Annotated in this window: 19 protein-coding genes; 11 read left to right on the top strand and 8 right to left on the bottom strand. The window is 70.0% G+C overall.

The genetic code is table 11. The features are described 5' to 3' along the window. Positions 1-116: 116 nt before the first annotated feature. Positions 117-1,553, bottom strand: coding sequence for a DUF2252 domain-containing protein (locus ACZ5XS_RS35735; protein WP_468658486.1), 1,437 nt, complete (start codon positions 1,551-1,553; stop codon positions 117-119). Between the two features lie 150 nt (positions 1,554-1,703). Further along, positions 1,704-2,030 carry a carboxymuconolactone decarboxylase family protein gene (locus tag ACZ5XS_RS35730; protein ID WP_468658484.1) on the bottom strand — a complete coding sequence of 109 codons (327 nt, stop codon included), beginning with the start codon at positions 2,028-2,030 and terminating at the stop codon, positions 1,704-1,706. Between the two features lie 759 nt (positions 2,031-2,789). Between ACZ5XS_RS35730 and ACZ5XS_RS35725 the strand changes: the two genes are divergently transcribed. From ACZ5XS_RS35725 to ACZ5XS_RS35705, 5 genes are all read left to right on the top strand, one after another. After that, a complete protein-coding gene (locus tag ACZ5XS_RS35725; protein WP_468658482.1) occupies positions 2,790-3,695 on the top strand; it encodes an NADP-dependent oxidoreductase in 906 nt (301 codons plus the stop codon). Between the two features lie 89 nt (positions 3,696-3,784). Continuing rightward, complete coding sequence (locus ACZ5XS_RS35720) at positions 3,785-4,846, top strand: alkene reductase (RefSeq protein WP_468658480.1); 1,062 nt, start codon at positions 3,785-3,787, stop codon at positions 4,844-4,846. A gap of 11 nt (positions 4,847-4,857) precedes the next feature. Then, positions 4,858-5,337: a MarR family winged helix-turn-helix transcriptional regulator gene (locus tag ACZ5XS_RS35715; protein WP_468658478.1), complete on the top strand. Its 480-nt coding sequence runs from the start codon at positions 4,858-4,860 to the stop codon at positions 5,335-5,337. Positions 5,338-5,867: 530 nt separating this feature from the next. Continuing rightward, positions 5,868-6,764, top strand: coding sequence for an SDR family oxidoreductase (locus ACZ5XS_RS35710; RefSeq protein WP_468658476.1), 897 nt, complete (start codon positions 5,868-5,870; stop codon positions 6,762-6,764). A gap of 201 nt (positions 6,765-6,965) precedes the next feature. Next, entirely contained in the window at positions 6,966-7,331 is a 366-nt protein-coding gene (locus ACZ5XS_RS35705; RefSeq protein WP_468658475.1) for a VOC family protein, read from the top strand. 262 nt (positions 7,332-7,593) lie between these two features. Here ACZ5XS_RS35705 and ACZ5XS_RS35700 read toward each other — a convergent pair whose 3' ends face one another. The 3 genes from ACZ5XS_RS35700 to ACZ5XS_RS35690 form a co-directional block, all read right to left on the bottom strand. Next, on the bottom strand, positions 7,594-9,075 hold the full coding sequence (locus ACZ5XS_RS35700; RefSeq protein ID WP_468658473.1) for a ricin-type beta-trefoil lectin domain protein: 1,482 nt from the start codon (positions 9,073-9,075) through the stop codon (positions 7,594-7,596). Positions 9,076-9,784: 709 nt separating this feature from the next. Continuing rightward, complete coding sequence (locus ACZ5XS_RS35695; RefSeq protein WP_468658471.1) at positions 9,785-12,103, bottom strand: protein kinase domain-containing protein; 2,319 nt, start codon at positions 12,101-12,103, stop codon at positions 9,785-9,787. A gap of 742 nt (positions 12,104-12,845) precedes the next feature. Beyond that, positions 12,846-13,253, bottom strand: a complete 408-nt coding sequence (locus tag ACZ5XS_RS35690) for a hypothetical protein (RefSeq protein ID WP_468658469.1) — start codon at positions 13,251-13,253, stop codon at positions 12,846-12,848. 242 nt (positions 13,254-13,495) lie between these two features. On the opposite strand from ACZ5XS_RS35690, the gene ACZ5XS_RS35685 reads away from it, so the two are divergent. Both ACZ5XS_RS35685 and ACZ5XS_RS35680 read left to right on the top strand, forming a co-directional pair. Continuing rightward, on the top strand, positions 13,496-14,647 hold the full coding sequence (locus ACZ5XS_RS35685; protein WP_468658467.1) for a sensor histidine kinase: 1,152 nt from the start codon (positions 13,496-13,498) through the stop codon (positions 14,645-14,647). Beyond that, positions 14,644-15,300 (top strand): response regulator, encoded by a 657-nt coding sequence (locus ACZ5XS_RS35680; protein ID WP_468658465.1) that lies wholly within the window; start codon positions 14,644-14,646, stop codon positions 15,298-15,300. The genes ACZ5XS_RS35685 and ACZ5XS_RS35680 overlap by 4 nt, the downstream gene beginning before the upstream one ends. A 68-nt stretch (positions 15,301-15,368) precedes the next feature. Here the strand turns inward: ACZ5XS_RS35680 and ACZ5XS_RS35675 are convergent, their stop codons facing one another. Further along, entirely contained in the window at positions 15,369-16,952 is a 1,584-nt protein-coding gene (locus ACZ5XS_RS35675; protein ID WP_468658463.1) for a TIGR03086 family metal-binding protein, read from the bottom strand. Between the two features lie 1,102 nt (positions 16,953-18,054). Here ACZ5XS_RS35675 and ACZ5XS_RS35670 point away from each other — a divergent pair. Continuing rightward, positions 18,055-18,231 carry a hypothetical protein gene (locus ACZ5XS_RS35670; RefSeq protein WP_468658461.1) on the top strand — a complete coding sequence of 59 codons (177 nt, stop codon included), beginning with the start codon at positions 18,055-18,057 and terminating at the stop codon, positions 18,229-18,231. A gap of 170 nt (positions 18,232-18,401) precedes the next feature. Here ACZ5XS_RS35670 and ACZ5XS_RS35665 read toward each other — a convergent pair whose 3' ends face one another. Continuing rightward, positions 18,402-19,109 carry a restriction endonuclease gene (locus tag ACZ5XS_RS35665; RefSeq protein ID WP_468658459.1) on the bottom strand — a complete coding sequence of 236 codons (708 nt, stop codon included), beginning with the start codon at positions 19,107-19,109 and terminating at the stop codon, positions 18,402-18,404. Between the two features lie 571 nt (positions 19,110-19,680). On the opposite strand from ACZ5XS_RS35665, the gene ACZ5XS_RS35660 reads away from it, so the two are divergent. Beyond that, a complete protein-coding gene (locus tag ACZ5XS_RS35660; protein WP_468658457.1) occupies positions 19,681-19,914 on the top strand; it encodes a hypothetical protein in 234 nt (77 codons plus the stop codon). Continuing rightward, the gene (locus tag ACZ5XS_RS35655; RefSeq protein ID WP_468658455.1) at positions 19,901-20,719 is read left to right on the top strand and encodes an SGNH/GDSL hydrolase family protein; all 819 of its coding nucleotides are present in this window, start codon (positions 19,901-19,903) and stop codon (positions 20,717-20,719) included. The genes ACZ5XS_RS35660 and ACZ5XS_RS35655 overlap by 14 nt, the downstream gene beginning before the upstream one ends. 193 nt (positions 20,720-20,912) lie before the next feature. Here ACZ5XS_RS35655 and ACZ5XS_RS35650 read toward each other — a convergent pair whose 3' ends face one another. Next, a complete protein-coding gene (locus ACZ5XS_RS35650; protein WP_468658453.1) occupies positions 20,913-22,157 on the bottom strand; it encodes a helix-turn-helix domain-containing protein in 1,245 nt (414 codons plus the stop codon). Between the two features lie 397 nt (positions 22,158-22,554). Here ACZ5XS_RS35650 and ACZ5XS_RS35645 point away from each other — a divergent pair, with 397 nt between their 5' ends. Next, on the top strand, positions 22,555-23,079 hold the full coding sequence (locus ACZ5XS_RS35645) for a hypothetical protein (RefSeq protein WP_468658451.1): 525 nt from the start codon (positions 22,555-22,557) through the stop codon (positions 23,077-23,079). Positions 23,080-23,169: the final 90 nt, after the last annotated feature.

Here is a 23,169-nt window from a genome sequence, read left to right as displayed (position 1 = left end):
CCACCAGCCCTTATTCTCCTGCCGCCGGGCGCCTCGTACCAGGCGCCCGGCGAGGACGCCCAGCGGTTCGGACACGGCGAGGCACGTTCGGGGCGAGCCGGGTGTCCTCTGCCGGGTCAGGCTGCCGGCAGCTCCTCCGCGGGGAGCCGGCCCGCGCGCACCGCGTCGACCAGGGCCTGGTGGTCACGCTCGTTCTGGTCGGCGTACGCCTCCGCGAAGGTGGCGAGTGCGCGGTCGAACGAGTCGCCGCCGCCCAGGTACGCGGCCATCGCGATGCGGTCGCCGGACCGTGCGTGCGCACGAGCCAGAGTGACCCCGCACAGTTCGCCGAACGCCTGCATGTCCTTCGGCCGCATCCGCTCCGGCGTGGCGATGCCCTTCCAGTCGCGCAGCTGGCGGACGTAGAAGTCGCGCTGCTTGCCGTCGATCCCGTCCACCCGCTCCCAGCCGAGGAAGATGTCACTCGAGGCCTGCATCAACCGCTGGCCGGAGACCACGCGCTCGCCCTGGTTGGGGTAACGGCTGGTGCCGACGTGTGCCGCGAGCACGGAGGCGTCGGCTTCCTTGGCCTGGAGGAAGAGCGGGTCGCGGTCGTCCCGGCCGAGCAGGAGAAAGATCCAGCAGCGGGTGCCGACGCTGCCGACGCCGACCACCTTGCGGGCGACGTCGGCCAGACGGTAGTCCGCCAGGAGTGTGCGCCGGTCGGAAGCGAGAGTGCGGCCGTACCGCTCGATCAGCCCGCGGAACTGGTGCTCCAGCGCGCTGCGCTCGACGTCCGGCAGCAGGTCGCCGGCCGGGACGAGCAGCGGGGGATCCGCCGCGATCCTGGGCAGGCCGTCGACCGTCTCGGTGAGCTTGTCGAAAGCCTGGAGGCTGTCTCGGGTGCGGGCCTTGGCCATGGCGCGGGCCAGGTTCTTCTGACCGCGCTTCGTTCCCTGGAGCCGGCTCGCGACCAGGGACTCCAGGAGATCCGCGTCGATCTTCGCGTACCAGACGTCGAGGTTGCCCATGCCCGCGAAGCGGATCATCGCCTCGCGGTACGAACGGACCGTCGAGCTCACGATGCGGGAGCGGTCGGCGTCATCGAAGCCGTTCGCCCGGCCCGCGATGACCAGACTCGCCGACAGCCGCTTGACGTCCCACTCCCACGGCCCCGGCAGCGTCTCGTCGAAGTCGTTGATGTCGAACACCAACCGCCGCTCCGGTGAGGCGAGCAGACGGAAGTTCAGCAGGTGCGCGTCGCCGCACAGTTGCGCCGTGAGTCCCGAGGTCGGGCTGCCGGCCAGATCGGACGCCATGATCGCGGCGGCGCCCCGGTAGAAGCGGAACGGGGACTCCATCATCCGGCCGTAGCGGATCGGGACGAGTTCGGGCACCCGTGCCGCGGACTGCGCCTCCAGGGTCGCCAGCGGGTCCGGCCGGTCGGGAGACGGCCTGTACACGGCGTGATCCGACCGCGGCGAGCGGCGCCGTGCCTCCTTGCCGAGAGCCGCGCGCTCCTCGGGTGTGGTGTGGGGCGCCGCGCGCATGGCCGTGGTCGCGTTCTGGGACATCACAGGCGCTCCTGCCTGATCCTGCGACCATGGCTGGACCGCCACAGGACCCGTCGGACCCGTCGGGCCCCTCGGACCCGACGGGCAGTTCCTTGGCCTTCTGTCCGATGTCGGCCGCGCGGATCATCGGTGCGGGGTGGACGGCTGGTCTCAGCCCTGGGCTTCGATCTCCGCATCGGCGACGGCGATGGCGATGCCGAACGCCGTGGCGATGTTGCTCGCCGCCGTCATGACGCGGGCGGTGCCCACGATGGGTGCGACGGCGACCAGGACGTCCTGCAGCTGTTCGGCGGTCAGGCCGGCATTGAGGGCGGGGTCGATATGGGCCGCGTAGGAGATGGGCGGGGCGTCCGAGGCGGCGAGTGCCGCGATGCGCGTGAGGATGAGCATGTCCGGGGCCAGCCCGCACCGCTCGATCGAGTCGACCGTCATGGCGGCGAGGGTGTCCAGGACAGGGGTGTCGGATGCAGTGGACATGGCGTGTGGCCTCCTGATGGCTTTCGAGTCCGAGAGACATGTGGGGCGGGAGGAACCGAGTTACGCGAGTGTGGGGCCCCTCAACCGTAGAACCCATTCCGGCCTCGCGCATGGCGCGCTCATCGTTCGCCGCGCCATGGCGGCGGGCGTGAAAGGGCCGACAGGGTCAGGTTGTACAGATGGCACATGGAGCAGGGGATGGCCTCGGGCTGAGGTCCGCCAGGACGGTCGCCTCCACATCGGAGTCACCCACTGCCGCAGCCGGAGCGTAATGCGGGGCATGCCCCGCATCGGCCGGCCTCTGACCCGCGTGCGCACCGCAGTGCCGCATGGGCAGGGTCATGGCGGACGGGCCACCGCGCCGACGGTGGGCGCCGCGCCGTCGATGGGCGCCGCGCCGTCGATGGGCGCCGCCCCGGCGATTTGGCCGCCCTCGGTCATGCCGCCGGACGGCAGCCCTCTGCCTCGGGCCCGGGGTGGAGTGTCCTCGGCCGGCTTCGCCAACGCACGCGCCCGCAACACCCGCTCGTCATCCAAACCGGCGTCGGAGCGTCGGCGGGCCGAGCTGATGTGTGAGCAGACGTGGGGCATCTGCGGGCGGTGAAGGCTCGGCGCGACCGGTGCACGGATCAGGCGAGCTGACCGGGACCGATCTTGCGTGACCCGCGCGGAAGCAATTACTTGGCTAGCCACATGTTTGCTGCTACGTTACTTATGTGTCCAGCCACCTAAATGGGTGGGGGCACGAGAGGAGTCGTCATGAAAGCCATCCTGTTCGACCGTTTCGGAGGCACGGAAGTGCTGCGTGAGGCGGACATCGAGGTCCCGCAGCCCGGCCCCGGGCAGATCCGCGTCCGCGTCAAGGCGGCCGGGTTGAACGCGCTGGACGGCAAGATCCGCTCCGGGGCGCTGGAGGCCAAGTTCCCGACGCCGTTCCCCGCCGTCCCCGGTGGCGAGCTCGCCGGCGTGGTGGACGCCCTGGGTGAGGGGGTGCAAGACGTGCAGGTGGGTGACGAGGTGCTGGGCTGGTCGGACACCGGCTCGTACGCCGAGTACGCCCTGGCCACCACCGTGACTCCCAAGCCCGCCGGCCTCGACTGGCAGCACGCGGCCGCGCTGCCGGTGGCGGGCGCGACGGCCGAGCGGGTCCTGGACCTGCTCGGCGTCGTCGCCGGGGAGACCGTACTGATGCACGGCGCGGCCGGATCGGTCGGCACCCTGGCGGTCCAGCTCGCCACGGCCCGCGGAGCGCGTGTCATCGCCACCGCCGGCCCCGCGAACCAGGACTACCTCACCTCGCTCGGCGCCACCGCGACCCTCTACGGCGAGGGCCTGGTCGAGCGGGTCCGGGCACTGGCCCCCGACGGGGTGGACGCGGTGTTCGACGTGGCCGGTAAGGGGGCCCTGGAGGACTCCATCACCCTGCGCGGCGGCACCGAGCGCATCGTCACCATCGCCGACTTCAGCGCGTACCAGCTCGGCGTCACCTTCTCCAGCAGTCCCCGGGAACGCTCCGCTGCCGACCTGACCACGCTGGCCCAGAACGCCGCGACCGGCAAGGTCGTCACCACGGTCACCGCCTACCCGCTCGCCGAGGCCGCCACGGCCCAGCAGGTCAGCGACGCCGGGCATGTCCAGGGCAAGCTCGTCCTCACCCTCGACTGACCACGCCCGCCACTCCTTCCGCCACACCCTCTCGCTTTCCCCGTCACCACCTGTTCGCCGCCTGTCATCACCGCACCGAAGGACCCCTCATGCTGAACGCCCTGTGGACATCGACCACCGTCGGGGACATCTCCCTCCCGCACCGCCTCGTCATGGCCCCCATGACCCGTGACCGCTCCACCCCTGAAGGCGTACCGACCGAGCTGAACGCCGAGTACTACGCCCAGCGGGCCTCCCACGCGCTCGTCATCACCGAGGGAACCCAGCCCTCCGCCGACGGCCAGGGCTACCTCCTCACCCCCGGCATCCACAATGACGAGCAGATCGCCGGGTGGCGCAAGGTCACCGACGCCGTGCACGCGGCCGACGGCCGCATCGTCATCCAGCTGATGCACACCGGACGCATCGCCCACCCCGACAACACCCCCCACGGCCGACAGCCGGTCGCCCCTTCCGCGATCCGGCCGCAGGGCGTGATGTTCACCGCGTCCGGGCCCCAGGAGATGCCGGCACCCCGTGCTCTGTCGACGCAGGAGGTCGCGGCGACCGTCGACGACTTCCGCCGCGCCGCAGCGGCCGCCGTCGCGGCAGGCGCCGACGGCGTGGAGATCCACGGTGCCAACGGCTACCTCGTGCACCAGTTCCTGTCCGACAACACCAACCAGCGCACCGATGGCTACGGCGGCTCGATCGAGGGCCGCATCCGTTTCGCCGTCGAGGTCGCCACCGCCGTGGCCGAGGAGATCGGCGCCGGCCGCACCGGTATCCGCATCTCTCCCGGCAACCCCTTCAACGACATCGCCGAGTCCGACACCGCCGAGCTGTATCCGGCGCTGGTGCGCGCCCTCAGCCCGCTCGGTCTCGCCTACCTCCACGTGATGCACGCGGGTGACGACGCGCTACTGGGTACCCTGCGCGCGCTGTGGCCGACCACGCTGATCCTCAACCGGGCAGGCACCGACCTGCCCACCCGCGCCAAGGACATCGACGAGGGCACGGCCGACGTTGTCTCCGTCGGCGCCCTCGCGCTCGCCAACCCGGACCTGGTCGAGCGGCTACGCTCTGACGCGCCGCTGAACACCCCCGACCCGGCGACCTTCTACGGCGGCGGAGCGGCCGGCTACACCGACTACCCCACCCACACCGTCTGAGGAACCGCATCATGCCCGCCTCCCCGCACAGCACCCCCTCTACGGCCGGCGATGGACCGATGAGCTACGCGATCTTCCAGCTCGCCCGCGCCCACCGCGCCCGCGCCGCCGCCATGCTCCGCGAGATGGACCTGCATCCCGGACAGGAACTGCTGCTGATGCAACTCCTCGACCGGGACGGCCAGACCCAGTCCGAGCTGCTCGAGAGCGTCGGCCTGGACCACTCCACCGTGTCCAAGTCCCTGCGCCGCATGCAGGACGCCGGCCTGCTCGTCCGCGAGCCGGCCGCACACGACCGGCGTGTCATGGTCGTCCACCTCACGGACAAGGGCCGTGCCATGCGCGAGCCCATCGCGGCCATGTGGCGGGCCCTGGAGGAAACCTCCGCGCGGAACCTCTCGGCGCAACAGGCAGAGGCCTTCGTCAGCACCGCCTATGCCATCGCCGACGCGATCAACAGTCGCGTCCTTCCGCAGGAAAAGTCCGAGTAACTCCCCTCGGCTCGCACCCGGGTTCCTGCCTGGAGTGCCAATCGTTTCCGGCGTTCCCGCGAAGTGGACAGTGCTGCAGGGCACTCGGCTCACGCAGGCCCGTGTTGAACGGAGCCGGGCTCCGCGACTGCCGGAAGGAACCAGGCGAGCTGAGCCGGAGCATGCGGCGGAACCCGCCCGCTCACCCCCATACGCCAGGGGGCAGCAGGTGCGCGGGGCCTCAGCGCGCCTCAGCGCCACGGGCAAGCGCGAGCTGCCCCCGGCGCAAGCAAGACGGGACCTTGTCCGCGGAAAGGCAACGCCCCCCGCAAGGACGGCGAGTCCTCCCGTCGCCCGCCGGCTGTACGTCGAGGGCGGCCGCCTCACCCGCGTCCGGTGACCACCCTGGCAAGCTCCTGCCGGGACGGCGGCGACTCGCGCCGCGGATCCGCCCACCACAGGCCCGCCCCCTTAACGACCAGGACTGACGGCGCCCACGTCTGCGCCACCTGATTCCCCCCACTCCTGACCTGATGGAAAGTGAGACCCCGATGACCACCACCCTCCCGGTCCTCGTCGTCGGCGCGACCGGCTCCCTCGGGGGCAAAGTCGTCGACGAACTGCTCAAGCGCGGCAAGGACGTCCGCGCCTTGGTCCGGCCGACCACCGACGCGAGCAGGCTCGAAAAGCGGGGTGTCGAGATCGCCCGCGGCGACATGCTCGACCTCGACTCGCTCGTCGCCGCCATGAACGGCGCCGACGCCGTCATCACCACCGCTGCCGGCTACACCCGCGGCGGCAAGAACGCGCACGACATCGACACCGTCGGCAACGCCAACCTCGCCGAGGCCGCCCACCGCGCCGGCATCCGACGCTTCGTTCTGACCAGCATCCTCACCAGCGACCAGACGCCCCACGTCCCGCACTTCTGGCACAAGAAGATCGCCGAGGACAAGCTCGAACAGCTCGGCGTCCCGTTCGTCGCCCTGCGCCCGGGGGCCTTCCTCGACCAGGTCGCGACCATGGCGGGCAACCCGATCGACAAGGGCCGTCTGATCTGGATGGCCAAGGCCACCAAGCCGCTGACCTTCGTCCACACCTCCGATCTCGCGGCCTGCCTGGCGGCCGAGGCCGACAACGGTGAGCGCATCGACATCGGCTGGGACCGTCCGGTCAGCATGCGCGAGGTGGCCGACCTGATGGGCAGCCGGGCCGGAAAGAAGATCAAGGTGTGGGCCGTCCCCTCCGTCGTCGTCCGCGCCGCAGGAGCAGTCCTCGGCCGCTTCAATCCGGTGGTCAAGGACATGGCCGCGATGTTCGGCTGGTTCGACACCGGCCGCTACGTCGCCGACACCCGCCGCCAGGAGCAGTTGTTCGGCCCCGTCCCCACGGCCGAAGGCGCCCTCGCCCGGTACACCGACGAGCTGGGCACGGCGCAGCACCGGTGACGAGCGGACCCGCATCCCGGCCCCGCCGCCAAGGCGGGGTCAACCGATGAGTTGAGGAACCGCTGTGACAGATCACCACACGTTCCTCCCGCACGGGGAAGGGGACGTGCCGAGATCGCAGCGAGCGCTTCGGGGGAAGCCCCTGCTCGCTCTGGAGCGCGAGCTGCGATCACTACAGTGGCGTGCATGCACCGGTCACGAATGTACGCGCTGATCGTGGACGCTCCCGAGCGGGAAGCCTCGGCAACGGCCAGGTTCTGGTCGGCGGCTCTGGGCGTGCCCGCCCGTGTCGACTCGGCGGAGCCCCAATTCACGTCGCTGGTCGGCGCCGTGGACGGATTGGCTACCGTGGTCCAGTCGGTTGCCGATACGCCGCGCATGCACATCGATATCGAAACCGACGACGTCGATGCCGAAGTCGACCGCCTTCTGGGGCTCGGTGCGACCGAGGTGTCTCGTTGGCTGCAGTGCCATGTGCTGCGGGCACCGGGCGGACACCTGCTGTGCGTCATTCCCGTCCACAGCGATCCGAACCTCTTCGCGGCGACCGCGCGGACCTGGGAGTGACCTGTCCGACGCCCGCTCGTCTGCTGCCCTGTGGACCCACACGTCGGCGACCTGGTTGACCCCGGCGAACCGCAGGGTAGAGCCTCTCCATCTTCGGGTCCGGCTTCACCACGCCCGGCCGACCCCTCCGTCAGCTCGGCAAGGCGATGGTGCCGCGCTGACCGAAGCGCTGGTCAGGCGCTACCGACCCGCACGGGCCCGGCGAGGGTACTCGCCGGGCCCGTGCGGGTGGATCAGTGGTCGAGGGGAACAGGTGCCGGCGTCAGCTTCTGGTCCACTGCTGGTTGCTGCTTCCGTTGCAGAACCAGACATCGACCGCCGTGCCGTTGCCGGTGCCGCCCCCGGCCGCGTCCAGGCAGAGCTCCGGGTTCGCGACGCTGGTCACCGTGAGGTCCGCGTTCACGTTCCACTGTTGCGCCGCCGCGCCGGTGCAGTCGTCGATGACCACGGGGTCTCCCGCCGCTCCGGTGCCTCCCACCGTCATGCACTTGTTGCCGTAGACCGTGAGTTGCTTCTCCGCGTTCCAGTTCCAGGACTGGTTGCCGCCGTCGTTGCAGTCCCACAGGTCGAGTTGGGTGCCGTTGGTCGTGCTGAAGCCGGGCACGTCGACGCAGCGGTTGGAGCCCACTCCGCGCAGGACCTCGCCAGGAGGCGCGGGCGGCAGGTCGTTGACGGGAGGGGTCGTGCCGAAGCCGTAGCCCCAGCGCAGCTGCGCGACTCCGCTGGCGTTGTTGTCCACCAGGTTGCCCTCGGAGTCCAGCGACTCGATCGAGTAGGCGTCGCCGAACCTCAGCCCAGGCCAGTACACCAGTCCCATCCCCTTGCTACGGGCGGTGTTGGTGACGGCCGCGAGATACGACGTGTAGATGTTGCCGTCCCATGCGCCGTAGTTCAGACCGGTGGTCATCGGGGAGCCTGCCTCGTCGATGATGGTCCGGCCGGCGTACGTGCCGATCCGGGCTTCGAGGTCGGCGACCCAGTCCGCCTGCTGGGTGTGGCTGGCCCAGAAGCCGTAGAAGTGCAGCGACAGCAGCGTTCCCCGCAGTTCGGGTGCGGCGCCGACACCGGTGACGTTGTCGTTGTAACCGGTACCGCTGATCACGACTCGGCCGCGCGGGACATCCTTGTGCTGGGCCAGCCAACCACTGGTGACGGACACCCACTGGTCCAGCGTGTAGCCGTGCGGCTCGTTCATGGGCTCGAAGTAGACCCGCGGGTTGTGCTTGTACTCCCGCACCACGGTGTTCCACATCGTTTTCCAGGCGGCCGTGTCGTCGACCAGGCCGTCCTTGCTGGTGTTGGCCTCCCAGTAGCTGACGATGACCTTGTCGCCGTAGGCCGTGGCCGCGTCGATCGTCGCCCGGTACGACTTCCACCAGTTGGTGCCCACGCTTGCCGGGTTGATCGGCAGTCGCAGCGTGTTGGCGCCCAGGTTCTTCTTGAACCCGCGCACCATGTGACCCGTGGTGCGGTACACGGTGCGGTAGTCGTCGGTCACCGACAGCCCGCTGGGCACCACGGCGTCACTGGCGTAGTTGTCCCGCGGGTCTGCCCAGTTCACCCCGCGGAAGTCACTGGTACCGCCCTTCGTCGCGGTCTTCACCGGCGCGTAAGAGGCGGCTGACGTCTCGGCGGCCGACTGGGCGAGGGCGGGGGCGGGGGCGGTCAGGAACATGAGTGTCGCGCCGAAGCCGGCCATGAGGACACTGGCCAGTCTTCTCGACCTCGTCGGGGTCTTGGGCATGTCGTCTCCAGTGACGGGAATCGCGGAGGGCGGGGTTCGTCACCTGAGCCGAGGCAGAGATGAACCAGGGCCTGGATCAGACACCCGGACCCGTGTGAACCGCCAATGGTTACGTAACCATGGCCCGGACACTGGCACGACGCCCGCCATGGTGACAAGACTTGTGACGCTTCCGAAACGCGACGGACTCTTTTCCCGGTACCCGGAGCGGCTCATGATCCGGTGGAGTCGAGGGCGGCTGTTCGGCAGGCCGTTGGCCGGCCAACGTGCTTTCCGAACACTGGAGGAACGACTCGGAGCACTTTCCGTTGGTGTCGTCTGTCTTGTGGCTCCCGGCTTCGCGGCCGTCGGAGTGCACTGGACAGTTTCACCGACATCTTCCTGCCGGTCCGCGTCGATGACGGCTGGCGCATCGCCGACAAGGCTTACCACCGGCACTCCTGAGAGGGCGGGAAGCCTCCGGTGACGCAGCCGACGACGATGTCGCCGGGGTACTGGATTCCGCGGAGCACGCGCCGCCCGGCTCGGACCAGGTCTTCCGGGCCGATCCCCACGAACTCGCGGAGCTTGAACAACACGGTTGACCCACCCGATGCGCAGCCCCGGATGCCCCCGGGTTGCCCAACGCACCGTGCCCACCGGATGCGGCGATGAGCACTGTTGGCGGAACGGTAGTACAGGTGTGATCCGGCTGCCCGGGTCCCGGTCCTCAGGTGACGGTCAGTCCGTAGGTCCGGTCGAAGTGCTGGGCCACGAGGTGTCCGGCCCCGTCGCAGGAGAGCTGCCAGTCGTTGACGCCGGTCTCGCGGCCGTCGGTGAAGTTCCACAGCAGACGGCCGGAGGCGGCGTCGATCGCGTAGAAGCCGTTCCTGTTCTCGAAGGCCGGCACGTGGACGGCGTCCGCACCCACCGCGATCGGGTGGTCGACGTTGAGGCGGGGGGTCTCGCAGAACCAGCGCCGGGCGCCGGTCGCCGCGTTGAAGGCGTGGACGCCGGAGGGATCGGTGCCCGTGGCGTAGACCGTGTTGCCGCCCGTTCCGAGGGAGGCGAACGTGCCGCGTTCCGCCTTCGCCTTCCAGCGGAGCTTTCCGGTGGCGAGGTCCAGGGCGATGAACTCGGAGCCGATGGCGAAGACGGTTCCGCCGAGCACCGCGAGACCCGGCCGCAGGTCGGAGCCCACCGGGTGCCGCCAGCGCAGGCCACCGCCGTCGCGGGTGCCGCGTACCGTGACATTGCGCAGCCCGTCGGCGTAGACGAAGTAGTCGGAAGTGATGACGGGCTTGAGGGACACGCCGACGTCCGCGGGGTCGATCGGGATGACGACGGCCCGGCGGGCCTTGAGGTCGACGCCGAAAACCGCGCTGGTGGAGGTCGCGACGCCCTCCTCCTCCGACCGGCGGTCCAGCTTGGCGCCGAGGACCGAGACGACGTAGCCGTCGTATCCACCGAGGAGTTGATCGAACTGGAAGTTCCGGCCGAAGTCGAGGGTGAACTTCTCGGTGCCGCCGGAAAGGTCGACGCCGATCAGGGTCGCACCGGTGCCGAGGGCGACCGCGGCGTCGTTGGCCAGCAGGACGGGACTGGGCGAGAGGCTGATGCCCTGATAGACCCATTCGGGCTGGGAGCCGTTCCTCAGGTCGAGGCAGATCATGTTGCCCGGGCGGCTCTTGAGCAGGGCCGTGCCGTCGTTGAAGACGGCCGGGGTCTGGAGCAGCGGGCCGCCGCGGTAGACCCAGGTCGGTTCGGGGGCGGGGCCGGGCCGACGCGCCCGCTGCCCGCCGGTTCTTCCTCTGATGACGAGGGCGGTGCCACCGGCGAGGGCCGCGCCCGCGGTCACGGCGAGGAGAGTGCGCCGGCCGACACGGGAGCGTTCGGGGGCACGGCGGTGCGCGGGTACGGCGGAGCGGTCCGTCGCCGGTTGCGCCGGTTGCGCCGATTCGGCCGCGGCCGCCGGGGGTCTCCGCTCCTCAGGCTCGGCCGTGGGCGACGCTCCACCGGTGGCTCCGGTTCCTTCGGCGGTCCGGTTGTCGGCGTCCCCGGCCGGGAGGACGCGGTCCGAGTCCGCCGCCGCGCTGGTTCCGCCATCGGTCCCGTGCGATGACAGCCCCACCGGCGTCCGCCCCGACCCGTATCGGCCGGACGCGGTGGGAGCCCCGGCTGTGGCTGTGGCTGCGTCGGCCGCGGGCCGTTGGGGCGTCAGGGTCCGCGCGAGGCGGTCGAGATCCGTCGCGGCGGCCCGGAGGTCGTCGACCATGGCGGCCACCCGCACGGGCAGCCAGCCCTCGGTCAGCACCTGCTCGGCACCGCCGGGCGCGCAGGCCGCGGAGAGCCGGTCGGGGCTGATACGAAGGGCCGGGTCCTTGGCGTGACAGAGGCTGATGATCTTGTCCAGTGGCTCGGGCACCAGGGTCAGATCGGCCGAACCGTGGACCACCTGGTAGAGCAGGGCGGCTGCGGCGGCCCCGTTGAACGGCGCGTGTCCCGACGCCGCGAACGCGAGCACCGAGCCGAGACAGAAGACGTCTCCCTCCGGTCCCACCGGATGGCCGGTGGCTTGCTCGGGACAGACGTAGTCGAGCGAGCCGAACAGGCCGCTGGAGCCGGTGAGCTGGTAGCCGTCCCGGGCCCGGACGATGCCGAAGTCGATGACGCGCGGACCGTCCGCGGCGAGCAGCACGTTGGACGGCTTGAGGTCGCGGTGCACCAGCCCCTCGGCGTGCACGGCTATCAGCGCCTCGGCGATGCCGGCGCCCAGCGCGAGGACCGTCTCCACCGGCAGCGGCCCGTGTGCGGCGACCGCCTCCGCCAGGGTGGGGCCGGGTACGTAGTCGGTGGCGAGCCATGGCGTCTTGTCGTCCGGCGCGGCGTCCACCACGGACGCCGTGTAGACGCCGCCGACCGCCGCTGCGGCCGCCACCTCGCGCCGGAACCGGATCCGGAAGTTCTTGTCCTCGGCCATCTCGGGACGGATGACCTTGACCGCGACGGTCCGGCCGGCCGACGAGGTGGCCAGATAGACCCGCCCCATCCCGCCCGCTCCAAGACGGGCCACCGGACGGTAGGGCCCTAGCTGCTCGGGATCTTCTGGGTGCAGTGGTTGCATGCCCTCGGCCGCCTGTTCTCGGTGGTACGGGCGGGAGTCCCGCCCACGCCGCGGGGGAAGGCCCTGTGGGGGGCTGGCAGCAGACTAGAGGCTTGAACGGCACATGGGAGTGCTTGTCGGCAACCGTCGCCGCTCCCTCGGACGAAGAGGTTCCGCCCTACTCGTGAGCGACGACATCGATATGACGTCATGTCAGAGATCGGGTGACACGTGCCCGTCCTGCGAGAACAGTGCGCCAGGAGCAACAGGAGGGAAACAAATGCAGGTTGAAACCACCGGCCTGGCGGAAGACCTCCGATGTGCCGAAGGTCACCCCGCGTTCTCGCTGTTCTCGCTCACGTTTCCGCCCGCGCTCACTCGCCCGTTTCCCCGACGTCATCGTGGAAGGCATCGGGAGCCGAGGTGCTGCCCCCGTTCCGGGGTCCGTCACAAAGGGCCGGCTTGCGATCCACCGGCGATCTGGACGAAGACCGCCGAGGAGCCCTCCGCCGCCGCGTCAGCGGTGGCGGAGGGCTCCTCGGCAGCGAGGTTGCCGGATCCTGGTCCCTACTCCGGGCGATCCGCGCGTCGGAGGTCGGACTCGGTCTGAGCACGACCGGTCACGAGACACGACACACGAGTCGCCGGAGCGGACCGACAGCACCTCGCCGCACCTCCGGCTGAGCGCTCAGCACTGGTAGAAGGTGATCTGTCCGTCGCCGTTCTCGTCCACCGAGGTGCCCTGCAGATTGGCGTCCGAGGTCCAGCCGTCGAGCTGGGATCCGGCGAGCCGGACATGCCACCACACGTTGCCGTACGCGTTTTTTGTCCAGCAGTGGAGGTAGACCGTACTGCCTGCCGAAACCCATCCCCAGGTGCCGCACCCGGACTCGTAGGGTCCGTCCGTGAGGTTGACTCCCCACTTCATCGTCGCGCGCCCCTCGCCGTTGGCGGTGGGCTTCCAGCCGCATTCCCCCTGGGCGGCGGCGTGCGCGGCCGGCGCGATCGCGGCGCCGGCACCGAACAGCATGACGGCCGCGAGAAGCGCGTTGGTGAGGGATCGAATCGGGCCACGTTCCAGGACAGCTCTCGGCATGGGACAGCTCCTTCTCTCAAGGCATGCGGAGGTCCGGGAGACCTCGACGGCGGTCGATCGTCGATGGTCGGCGGCCGCCCGGACTTTGTGATCCAGAAAGTACGGTCCGCGGTGAACGACCCGCGTCCCACACAGGGTTGATCTCCCGCGCAGCCTCCTGCGGTAGCCGCCCGTTTCCTGCAACTCTCGTGGTACCGCGGAAGGTTGACGCCCATCAGGCAGGCAGGCCTTACGCTGCTGCGATGCGGATCCGCCCCCTCGCCGTCGACACGATGATCGTGGCGGCGCTGACCGGCGTGGCCTTACTGCTGGGGCCGGAGGCCGCGCGCCAGGGGCAGAATCCGCTCGACGCCACCGCCTACGTACTGGTCGTCCTGGTCCACCTGCCGCTCGTCCTCCGTGGCCTGGCTCCCGTCGTGGTCTGCTGCCTCGTGCACGCGACGTGGCTGGTGTACATCACCGCCGGCTACTGGCCCGTCGTGTGCAGCTTCGGCCCCATGCTCGCCGTCTACACCGTCGCCTCCCTGCTGGCGCCGCGCGTCTCAGCCCCCTGCGCCGCGTTGATGGGCGGGGTCTGGATCTACGCCGGTGCGGTGAACCACACCGACTCCTGGGCTTCCGTCGCCGGACAGGCCGTGGTCTACCCGGCGATGCTGTGGCGGTTCGGCGTCCTTGCCCGCCGCTCGACCGAACTGGCCCGGCAGTTGCACCGGGAACAGGCCGAACGGGCCCGGCGTGAGGTGGCCGAGGAACGTGGCCGGATCGCCCGCGAACTGCACGACGTCGTCGCCCATCACATGTCCGTGATCACCGTGCAGACCGGTCTGGCCCGGTTCGTCTTCGACACCGACCGCCAGACCACGCGTACCGCGCTCGACACCATTGAAGCCACCGGCAAGGAGGCCCTCGAAGAGCTGCGCCGCATGCTCGTGCTGCTGCGCGCGTCCGACGACGGTGCCCCCGCCGGCCCGATGCCGGGCCTGGCCCGCCTCAGCGAGATGACCGAACGCGTCCGCGCCGGCGGGACCCGGGTCGTCCTGACCGTCGAGGGCATCGAGCGCCCACTGGCCCCCGGCGTGGAACTGTGCGCCTACCGGGTGGTGCAGGAGGCCCTCACCAACGTCCTCAAGCACGCGCCGGGAGCGAGTGCGCAGGTACGGCTGAGGTATGAACCGCACCAGGTGACGGTTTCGGTCACGGACGACGGAGAGGGGGTGATTCCGGACAGAGTACGAACCGGCGGCGGACACGGCTTGCTTGGCATGCGGGAGCGGGCCAAGCTCTACGGCGGGCAGATCAACATCGGTCCGCAGGACCAAGGTGGCTTCGCCGTGCGGCTGATCCTGCCGACCTCCGCGCGGGCCGCACAGCAGGGGGACGACGCCACCACATGACCAGAGTGCTCGTCGTGGACGACCAGTTCCTCATCCGGGCGGGCCTGGTGGGGCTGCTGCGTGCCGCACCCGGCATCGAGGTGGTCGGCGAGGCGAGCGACGGCGCGGAGGGCGTGCTCCTGGCCGCCCGGACCGCCCCCGAGGTGATCCTGATGGACGTCCGGATGCCCGGCATGAACGGCATCGAGGCCACCGAACGCATCCTCGCCCGCGCCGACGACCCCCCGCCCCGGATCCTGATGCTGACCACCTTCGACCTCGACGAGTACGTGTACGGGGCCTTGCGTGCCGGGGCCTGCGGGTTTCTCCTCAAGGACTCCGGCCCGGAACGGCTGCTTGCCGCCGTGGCAGCGATCGCCGGTGGGGACGCACTCTTCGCGCCCAGCGTCACCCGCCGCCTGGTGGAGGCGTACGCCCGACAGACCGCGTGCGAACAGCCCTCCAGTCTGGACGCGTTGACATCCCGCGAACTGGAGGTCCTGGAACTGATCGCACGCGGCCTGTCCAATCTGGAGATCGCTCAACGCCTCTACATCAGCGAGGCGACCGTCAAGACCCACCTCAACCGCACGATGACCAAACTGGACCTGGACAGCAGGGCACAGGCCGTGGTCGTGGCGTACGAATCGGGGTTGGTGATCCCGGGACACTGAAGGCGCGTTTCCTACCGGGGAAACCCTCACAGCCTGTCACCGACACCGACTGACAACTCCGTTGTGCATCAACAGTGCGGGATGCGACGACCGAGGAATGCGGCTACATGGTCGAGGGCCGGGGCGTGTTCGGGTGAGGGCTGCGTTGAGGCGAGGGATCCGCCGGCGGTGCGGGGCAGGTCGCCGTAGATCTCCCGGACGACGGGTAGAGCGGCGCGCGCGATGTTGGGTTCCAGGTCGCGGTCATGGCCGAGCGCGGTCGCGAGGTCCCAGCCGTGCACGAGCAGCTCGACGAGGAGCTGCTCGACCACGCGCCGGCCGGGGGCAGGGCCGAAGGAGCGGTGCAGCAGGTCCGGTTGCCGGAAGGCGTCGCGAGCCCTGGCGGCGGCGGTCTCGAAGGCGGCGATGTGGTTGTCACCGAGGTGGTCCTCGGTGTGGCCGTTCGTGGGGGGCGTGCCCTGGGCCAAGCCGCCCCAGACGATGTTCTCCCACACCAGATGGTTGAGCAGATCCCGTACGGTCCAGTCCTCGCAGGGAGTCGGTAGGCCGAACCGGTCCGGCGTCGTTGCGCGCACGAGCGTGCCGACGGTGTCCTGCACGCGCGTGAAAGCGTCCAGGACACCGCCAGGCCAGGGGTCGGTGTCGTCCGTGTAGAGGGCTTCGAGCCGGGCGTCGCGCGCGCCGGGCGCGGGGTTGGCACGCAGCGCGGTGGTCAGCCACTGCCCTGCCTCGGCGATCCCGGCGGGTGCGGGGCGGCCGCCGAGAACGCACAGCAGTTGCCAGAAGCGCTCGACGGCGGGCTCGTCGGCCGCGGTGAGCTGGGCGAGCAGGAGTGTGCGTGCCGAGGCGCCGTCGGAGGTCACGGCGGGGGCGGTGTTCGCGCGGCTGAGCAGCCAGGCGGCGACGATGTCCGCGACGACTTGGTCGGCAGCCGGGGAGTCCGCTGCCGTGCCGGCTTGCATCGCCGTGCGGACGCGTGCGGTCCAGGTGTCGGTGAGGGCGCGCATTTCCTCCGCCACGGCGGAGTCCTGCGCTCCCTGGCCATGACGGGCGGCGTACTCCGCGATACGACGCATGGCGGGACGCAGCTCCCCGCCGGCGACCAGCTCGCCCAGCTCCAGCCACGCTTCAACCTGCTCATCGGTGGGATCTTCGGGAAGGTCGGAGCTGGCCGTGAGGAGCCCTTCGCGGAAGTGGGGTACATCCAGATCGCCAAGCGTGTCGGTGAGGAAATCGTGGACCAGCTTGCGACGTTCGTCGGGAGACATGTGGGCGGTACGGGTCATGAGAGCGAGTCCTTCATGGGTGGTGCGACGGGTGACGGTGCGCAGGACGGCCTGGTGGGTCCGCAGGCGGCGGATCTGTGCCTCCAGCGCCTCGACGTGCGCGGCCGCCACCTCTGAGAGCCCGTCCTCGCGGTCCAGGGCGGCCCGGATTCCACCGAGCCCCAGTCCCAGGTCCCGCAGAGTTCGGGCCAGGTGCAGCCGGGCCACGCCGGCGGTGTCGTAGCGGCGGTAGCCGCCGGCGGTCCGGCCGACCGGCGCCACGACGCCCACGTCCGACCAGTGCCTGACCACCTTCACCGGCAGCCCAACCTGCCGTGCCACGGCCCCGATGCTCCACGTGGGCCGCGACGTGTCGTCCATGCGCATGTGCTCCACCTTCGACTCTCCCTTCGTGGGAGAGTCAAGCAGCCTCCCATCCCTGCCGGAGCAGATGCCGGATTCACTGCGGCGGGCCCCTGCCGTGATCGTCGTGTCCCGCGCCGGGCCCTTCCGGTCGCCGGGCCGAGGTGTACGCATGTACTGCGGCACGGCCGGAAGGGCGGGGCGGCGTGACGATCGAACCGGTGACCGCACTCGGGAGCGGGTGCGCGCCCCGGCTGCCGCGCACCCGGCTGGGGGTGGATGCTCGTCGGCGAACCCACGCCGACCGGACCCGCCCGCCGGGGGGTGCCTCCACGTCGTTCGTAGAGTGCGTGGGCCGCTTCGGCCCTGGCTCGATCTGTGTCGAGGGCGTGAGACTGTCTTGTCGTGTCGGAGATGATGAGTGGTTGGGAGGCGGCCTTGGTCGGGGCCTCGTCTCCTTCCTGGTCGCACCGTGTTCGTGCAGGGCATGACCTCGCTTCCTTCGCTGATGTTCCCGAGGCTGCGGAAGCGCTGCTGGGGCTGCTGCTGGACGTTGAGGACACGGCGGTGACCCGGCAGACGGCAGAGGCTCTGGCCCGGGTGGGGACGGTGGCCTCAGTAAGGGGTCCTTTCACTATGAGCGTCCGATCAGGTCGCGTGGTCTGGTGCCGTGCATCGCAAGGCGCCGGAGCGGCCGCGATGGGGGTCCCCCCGCGCGAGGTTGTTCGAGCGTGGGGGAGGAGCCACGTGGGCGTTTCGGCAACGCGGCGAGGTGCGGTGCCAGGCCGCGCGACCCGGACGGGCATAGTGAAAGGACCCCTAAGGCTCATCGCTCTCGCGGTTGCCGACGCTGACGGCGGTCAGGCCGACTGGATGCAGACCGGGGTGCAGGACGCGCATGCGGGAACGGACGGTGTGCTGGACGTCGCGGCGGTCTGCGAGCAGCTCGCCCGGGACCCAAAGGAAGCGGTCCGTCGGGGTACCGCGGAGATTACGGCGTGGGCCCACGACACAGGATGGTGATGTGGGCCGAGCTGTCCGTGGGCATGGTTCATGCGGCTGTACCGGGGGACGCGGGGTTCGTAGAAGGAGCCGTCGCGCCGCGATCCGTGAGGTGCTGCCCTGCATGGCCGACGAGGGAGCCATCCTGGCGCCAACCTGCGAGGAAATGGCCCAGGACCTCAAGCGCGAACGCGAGCGCCTGAGCCGCTCCATCGAACAACTCCAGGCCGCCCACACCATGCTCAGCTCGATCATCCACGCAGGCGAAGCGATCACCGCCGGGGCCGGCCGCAACGGATAGGGATGCGGACTCCGCAGCGGACGCGTCCACGACCTCACCGCGTCACCGTCTGAACCGACTGTGACGCCCCCGGCGTTGCCCCGATCTGCCGCCCACAACCAACAGCGGGACGGTTTTGCAAGCAACGCCTGGCGTACAAGGCTGTTCAGACAGGCCCGCTTGCCTGCTCTTCAGCTCAGCGGAGTCGGCCGTCGGGGAGGCGGGAGTGCCCGCAAGAGCTCCCACAGGGGGCGTGAGCCCGATGCCCACACAGCCAGCGTCTGGCGGTCCACCACATGCAGCTGCTGCTGCGCGGCAAAGGCGACAGCCGGCGCGGTCACTCGCCCGTTGGTCACGATGACGGCGACGTCCGCACCATGGACTTGCCTGGCCGTGCCGTTGAGGACCTGCAGATCCGGCGTACCCACCGCTGAACCGCGGGCACCGTTGCGGCGGTGTTTGCACTGGATCACCCAGCGCCGCCCGAACGGGTCCGTCGCCTTCACATCCGCCCCCAGGTCACCACGACCACCGACGCGTTCAGCGTCCCGACAGCCGTCCCGGCGCATCAGGTCCCGCACGGCGTCCTCGAACCGAGAATGGTGCAGGGCATCCAGCTGCGGCAGACCGTAGCGCAGGGCCTGCGCGCGAACGGCCTCCCACCGGGCCTGCTGCTGCCGGCTGTAGAACCAGCCGATGCCCGCCGCCACGGCAAGCACTCCGGCGATGACGAGCAGCCACCAGTGCGCCAGCAACCAGTTCACCACCCCTACGATCAGGCTGGTCAGGACAACCGCCCCGACCGCCAGGCCGGTCAGTTGCGCCTGAGCCTGTTGCTGCCGCCTGCTCCGCCGGCCAGGGCGCCGCCGCGCCGGCCGGGTCGAGCGCCGTCGCGTCACCGGCCACCGTCCTCACACACCCACGGAATCTGATACGACACCCCGGGCCGCGGTCGCGGCACCTCGCCGACCGGTGTGTCGAACGCGACCGGATACTGCATCCTCGACTGCGTCCGCGGGTTGGTCCCACCCCCCGAGGCCCCACCACCGTTGCCCACGACCACGACTGCCAACGCGCCCCCGGCTGAGATCACCGTCTCCCGGCGCACACTCGGAGCCCACGATGGATACGCGCGTACCGGTGTGGCTTCCGCGGGCACGTAACCCCTGACCCAAGGCAACGTCTGCCTCCCCCTCGGCGATGTGATCCCCGCACAACCGTCCGTCGTTGCCGCAGACACTGACAACGGGTCAGCACATCACCGCGCACTGTCATCACGCCAGAGGGGAACAGGCCAGGTCACCGCAGATGTGAGTGTTCCGGCCCGGCTGTGACCCGTTGTGCTCGGCGGTCGCCCAAGGCCTGCATGGCCGGGAAGGACGCTACACTCAAAAATATTACTAGTCACTTTTTTGGGTATGATGCAGTGATGGGCAAGGAAAGGGAGGGGGCTGCATCGGCACCGCGCCGGTGATCGAACAGCTCGAAGGGCGAGCGTCTGCGGCCGAGGCCCGGATCGGGCTTCTCGGCGAGCTGCTGCGGCATCCGCGCGGCGATGCCGACGAAGAGGAGTTCCTGCGCCGAGGCGAGAGGATCGGGCCGTACCTGCTGCGCGGCCTCGCCTTCGAGCAGGACCAGCAGGCCTGGTGCCTGCGGATCGCAGCTGTCCTGCGGGAAAGGCGGACGACTCATGCCGAACGGTGAATACTCGCGCTACGTCGCGCTGGGCGACAGCCAGACCGAAGGGCTGGGCGACGGAGACGACACCGTCGGCCTACGCGGCTTCGCCGACCGGCTCGCCGAGCACCTCGCAGCCGTCAACCCCGGCCTCAGGTATGCCAATCTGGCCGTACGAGGACATACCGCCGACCAGGTCCGCACGGAGCAGTTGGGGCCCGCCCTGGCACTTCGCCCTGACCTGGCCACCGTCGTCGCAGGGGTCAACGACCTGCTCCGGCCCCGGTTCAACGCCGCAGAGGTGGCCGGCGACCTGGAAGAGATGTTCGCCGCGCTCACGGGTGCCGGGACCCATGTGGTGACACTGACCTTCCCCGATCTCGGGAAGATCGCGCCCATCGCCCGGCCCATCAGGTCCCGCGTCTTCGACCTCAATAGCTGCATCCGCGCAGCGGCCGCCCGGCACGGAGTCGCAGTCGCCGAAACCAGCCGACCGTCCGTCACCACCGACCCACGGCTGTGGACCGCAGACCGACTCCACGCCAGCCCTCTCGGCCACGAACGCATCGCCGCAGCCCTCGCACACGCCATCCACCTGCCCGGCAGCGACGACACCTGGAGGCTCCCCCTCCCGCCACAGAGGGTTCCCACGGGCTGGCAGGCAGCAGGAGCCGAACTGCGATGGGCGGCCGCATACCTCGGTCCCTGGCTCGGACGCCGTCTGCGCGGTCAGTCCTCCGGCGACGGACGCACCGCGAAACGCCTCCAGCTCCTGCCGTTGAGTGCCACGCCCGACTCCGCGGCGGACAAAGGTCAACCAGAACCTGCGTAGCGACAGCGTCGGTTCACGAACGCACCCCGCAGAAGCCGAAGGCACTGCTGCAGCGGCACCGAGGACACCTCGCGCAGGTAGGCCATCTCGCTCGGCCTTCTTCTTTGACCCGCTGAGCACGTGATCGCCCGGACAAGTCCTCGAGTGCTTGGTGGTGTCACGTGAGCTCGGCAGATGGTGGCATGGGAGGCACTTAGCCGTGGTACGGGACCCAGGCACGCCCGCCTGCGTCGTTCGTGCCGTACCAGTAGTGCGGCATTCCCTTGACGCTGGTGGTGTGGAACGGGCGGCCGTCGTCGTCGATGCGGATCGTGCCGGTGCGGCCCTGGGAGGACCAGTCGAGTTCGAGGTACCAGCGGGCATCGTAGGTCTGTGTCGTCGCGGCGACCAGCAGCACTTCCGGGTCCTCGGCGGAGACGAGGTAAGGGAAGTGCACGGCCGGAATGGTGTGTCCGCTGTCGGCGCCGTCCTTCGGGCGGGCGATGGGGCGGTCGGCGTCGAGGTTCACGGTGAAGCGGCGGGGCGTGAGGTCGCTGCCGCAGCCCTGGTCCATGGCGTACGCGCTCCCGGCGGCCGGGTTGCCGCGGCTGACGATGCGGACGCGGAGCGCCTTCAAGACCACGGCCGTGGACGACCGTCCCTGTACCGAGATCTGCACTCTCGTCTGCCGCCCGTGCAGCGCGCCCTGCGTCGCCGCCCACGCCCCGGCATCCTGCTCCACCGGCGGTGAAGGCACCTGTGCGGGCGGCTTGTCGATGACGTAGTCGTGGTCGCAGCCCTTGTCCCAGACGAGGGAGTCGGTGCTCCAGGTGAAGGGCAGGCCGGTGGTCGGCTTCGCGGAAGGGGCGCCAGGGGCGGTCGTCCGCGGGCCGGCGGAGCGAGAGGCGTCGGCCTCGGAGGAGTGGTCGTCCGACAGGGCGGCCGTGCTGCCCAGAGTGGCGAGCAGCGCACAGGCGATGGCGGTGGATACCAGAACACGTGGGCGGCGGTACCAGGGACGGGGAGCGAGGGAGGGAGCGGCCTCGGCCGCGTCGGGATCGTCCCTGGGCTGCTCCGCGGAACCGGCTTCCTCCACGACTATCCCGTCCCCGTCCCTTTCCGTGTCTCCGTCTCCGTCTCCGTCTCCGTCCGCCTCCCCGTCGACCTCCGGCGCCGCAACCGTCGCCTCCGGCGAACCGGCCGTACGCACCCGCTGCCGAGCCGCCACCGCCGACAACCACACTCGGTGCAGCTCGAGCCGTTCCTGCGGTGTCGCCTCGCAGAAGGCCGCGAGCCGCTCAACGGGGGCGAAGTCCTGCGGCACCGCCTCGCCCGCGCAGTACCGGTACAGCGTGGAGGTGTTCATGTTGAGGCGGCGGGCCAGGGAGCCGTAGCTCCGGTCCGTGCGGTCCTTCAGCTCGCGCAGCAGGGCCGCGAACTCCTCTACATCGTCCCGCATCGCACCGTTCCTCCGCCGTCCGCCTGCGATCCCGTAATCCAGGCACTCATGTTCCTGCACGTCAGAGGGGCTGGAATGGTTCCACCGTCGCCAAAGGGCCGGCGGTCGTTGTGCTGAACTCCGGTGACCGCCGATGCTCTTGGTGTCGCACCGACCACGGCGGCAGGGCCAACCGGCGTTGGGCGACGTTCGACACACATCCAACGACGGCTGCTCCCATGGGGACCGCGTTTGATGCGTCGTCACACACGCTCACGGTGCCCCGTGCCGTACTCGTCGTAGCACCGGCCTCGCTCTGCTGACCAGCGGCATCCGCAGCGAATCACGATCTGCAGCTGCCGTGGCAGACGAACTACTCAATGCCCAACCACTTACGGAACAGCAAAGGAAGACACACATGAACAGGAACTCCTCCACACACCGTCGTCCGGGCCGCCGCGCGGCTGTCGCTGCCGGCCTCCTCCTTGCTGTCGGACTCGGTGTGTCGACACAGGTGTCGGCACAGGCGTCCGTCCCCGCCCCCGCAAAGGCGTCCACCGCCGCACCCCAGTCGGTCAGCGGCACGTCCGGCCACGTGGTGACCCGGGTCGCCGACTTCTATGGCACGTATGTCGACGCGAAGGGCGATTACACGGACCCGGACGTCTCGCTGGCCACGGCGCTCCGCAAGCACTACCTGACGCCCGACTTCGCCAAGCGGCTGGCGGCCTGGGAGGAGAAGAACGGAGTGGACGGCGTCCTTCGTGCCCAGAACGTCCCGGCGCGGTGGACGGTGACCGACAACGGCACCGTGGGTACGGGCCATGAAGTCGTCGTCACCCTGGCCTTCGGCAGCGGGGAGACGACGCAGAAGACCAAGCTCTTCGTGCTGGTGGAGCGGTATAACCACATCGCCGACATCAACACCACGAGCGCCCGCTAAGGGGTCCTTTCACTATGAGCGTCCGATCAGGTCGCGTGGTCTGGTGCCGTGCATCGCAAGGCGCCGGAGCGGCCGCGATGGGGGTCCCCC

The organism is Streptomyces sp. NPDC033131, from assembly GCF_055578365.1.
The sequence above is the reverse complement of the archived record's forward strand: the minus strand, read 5'-3'. Positions and strand labels throughout refer to the sequence as shown.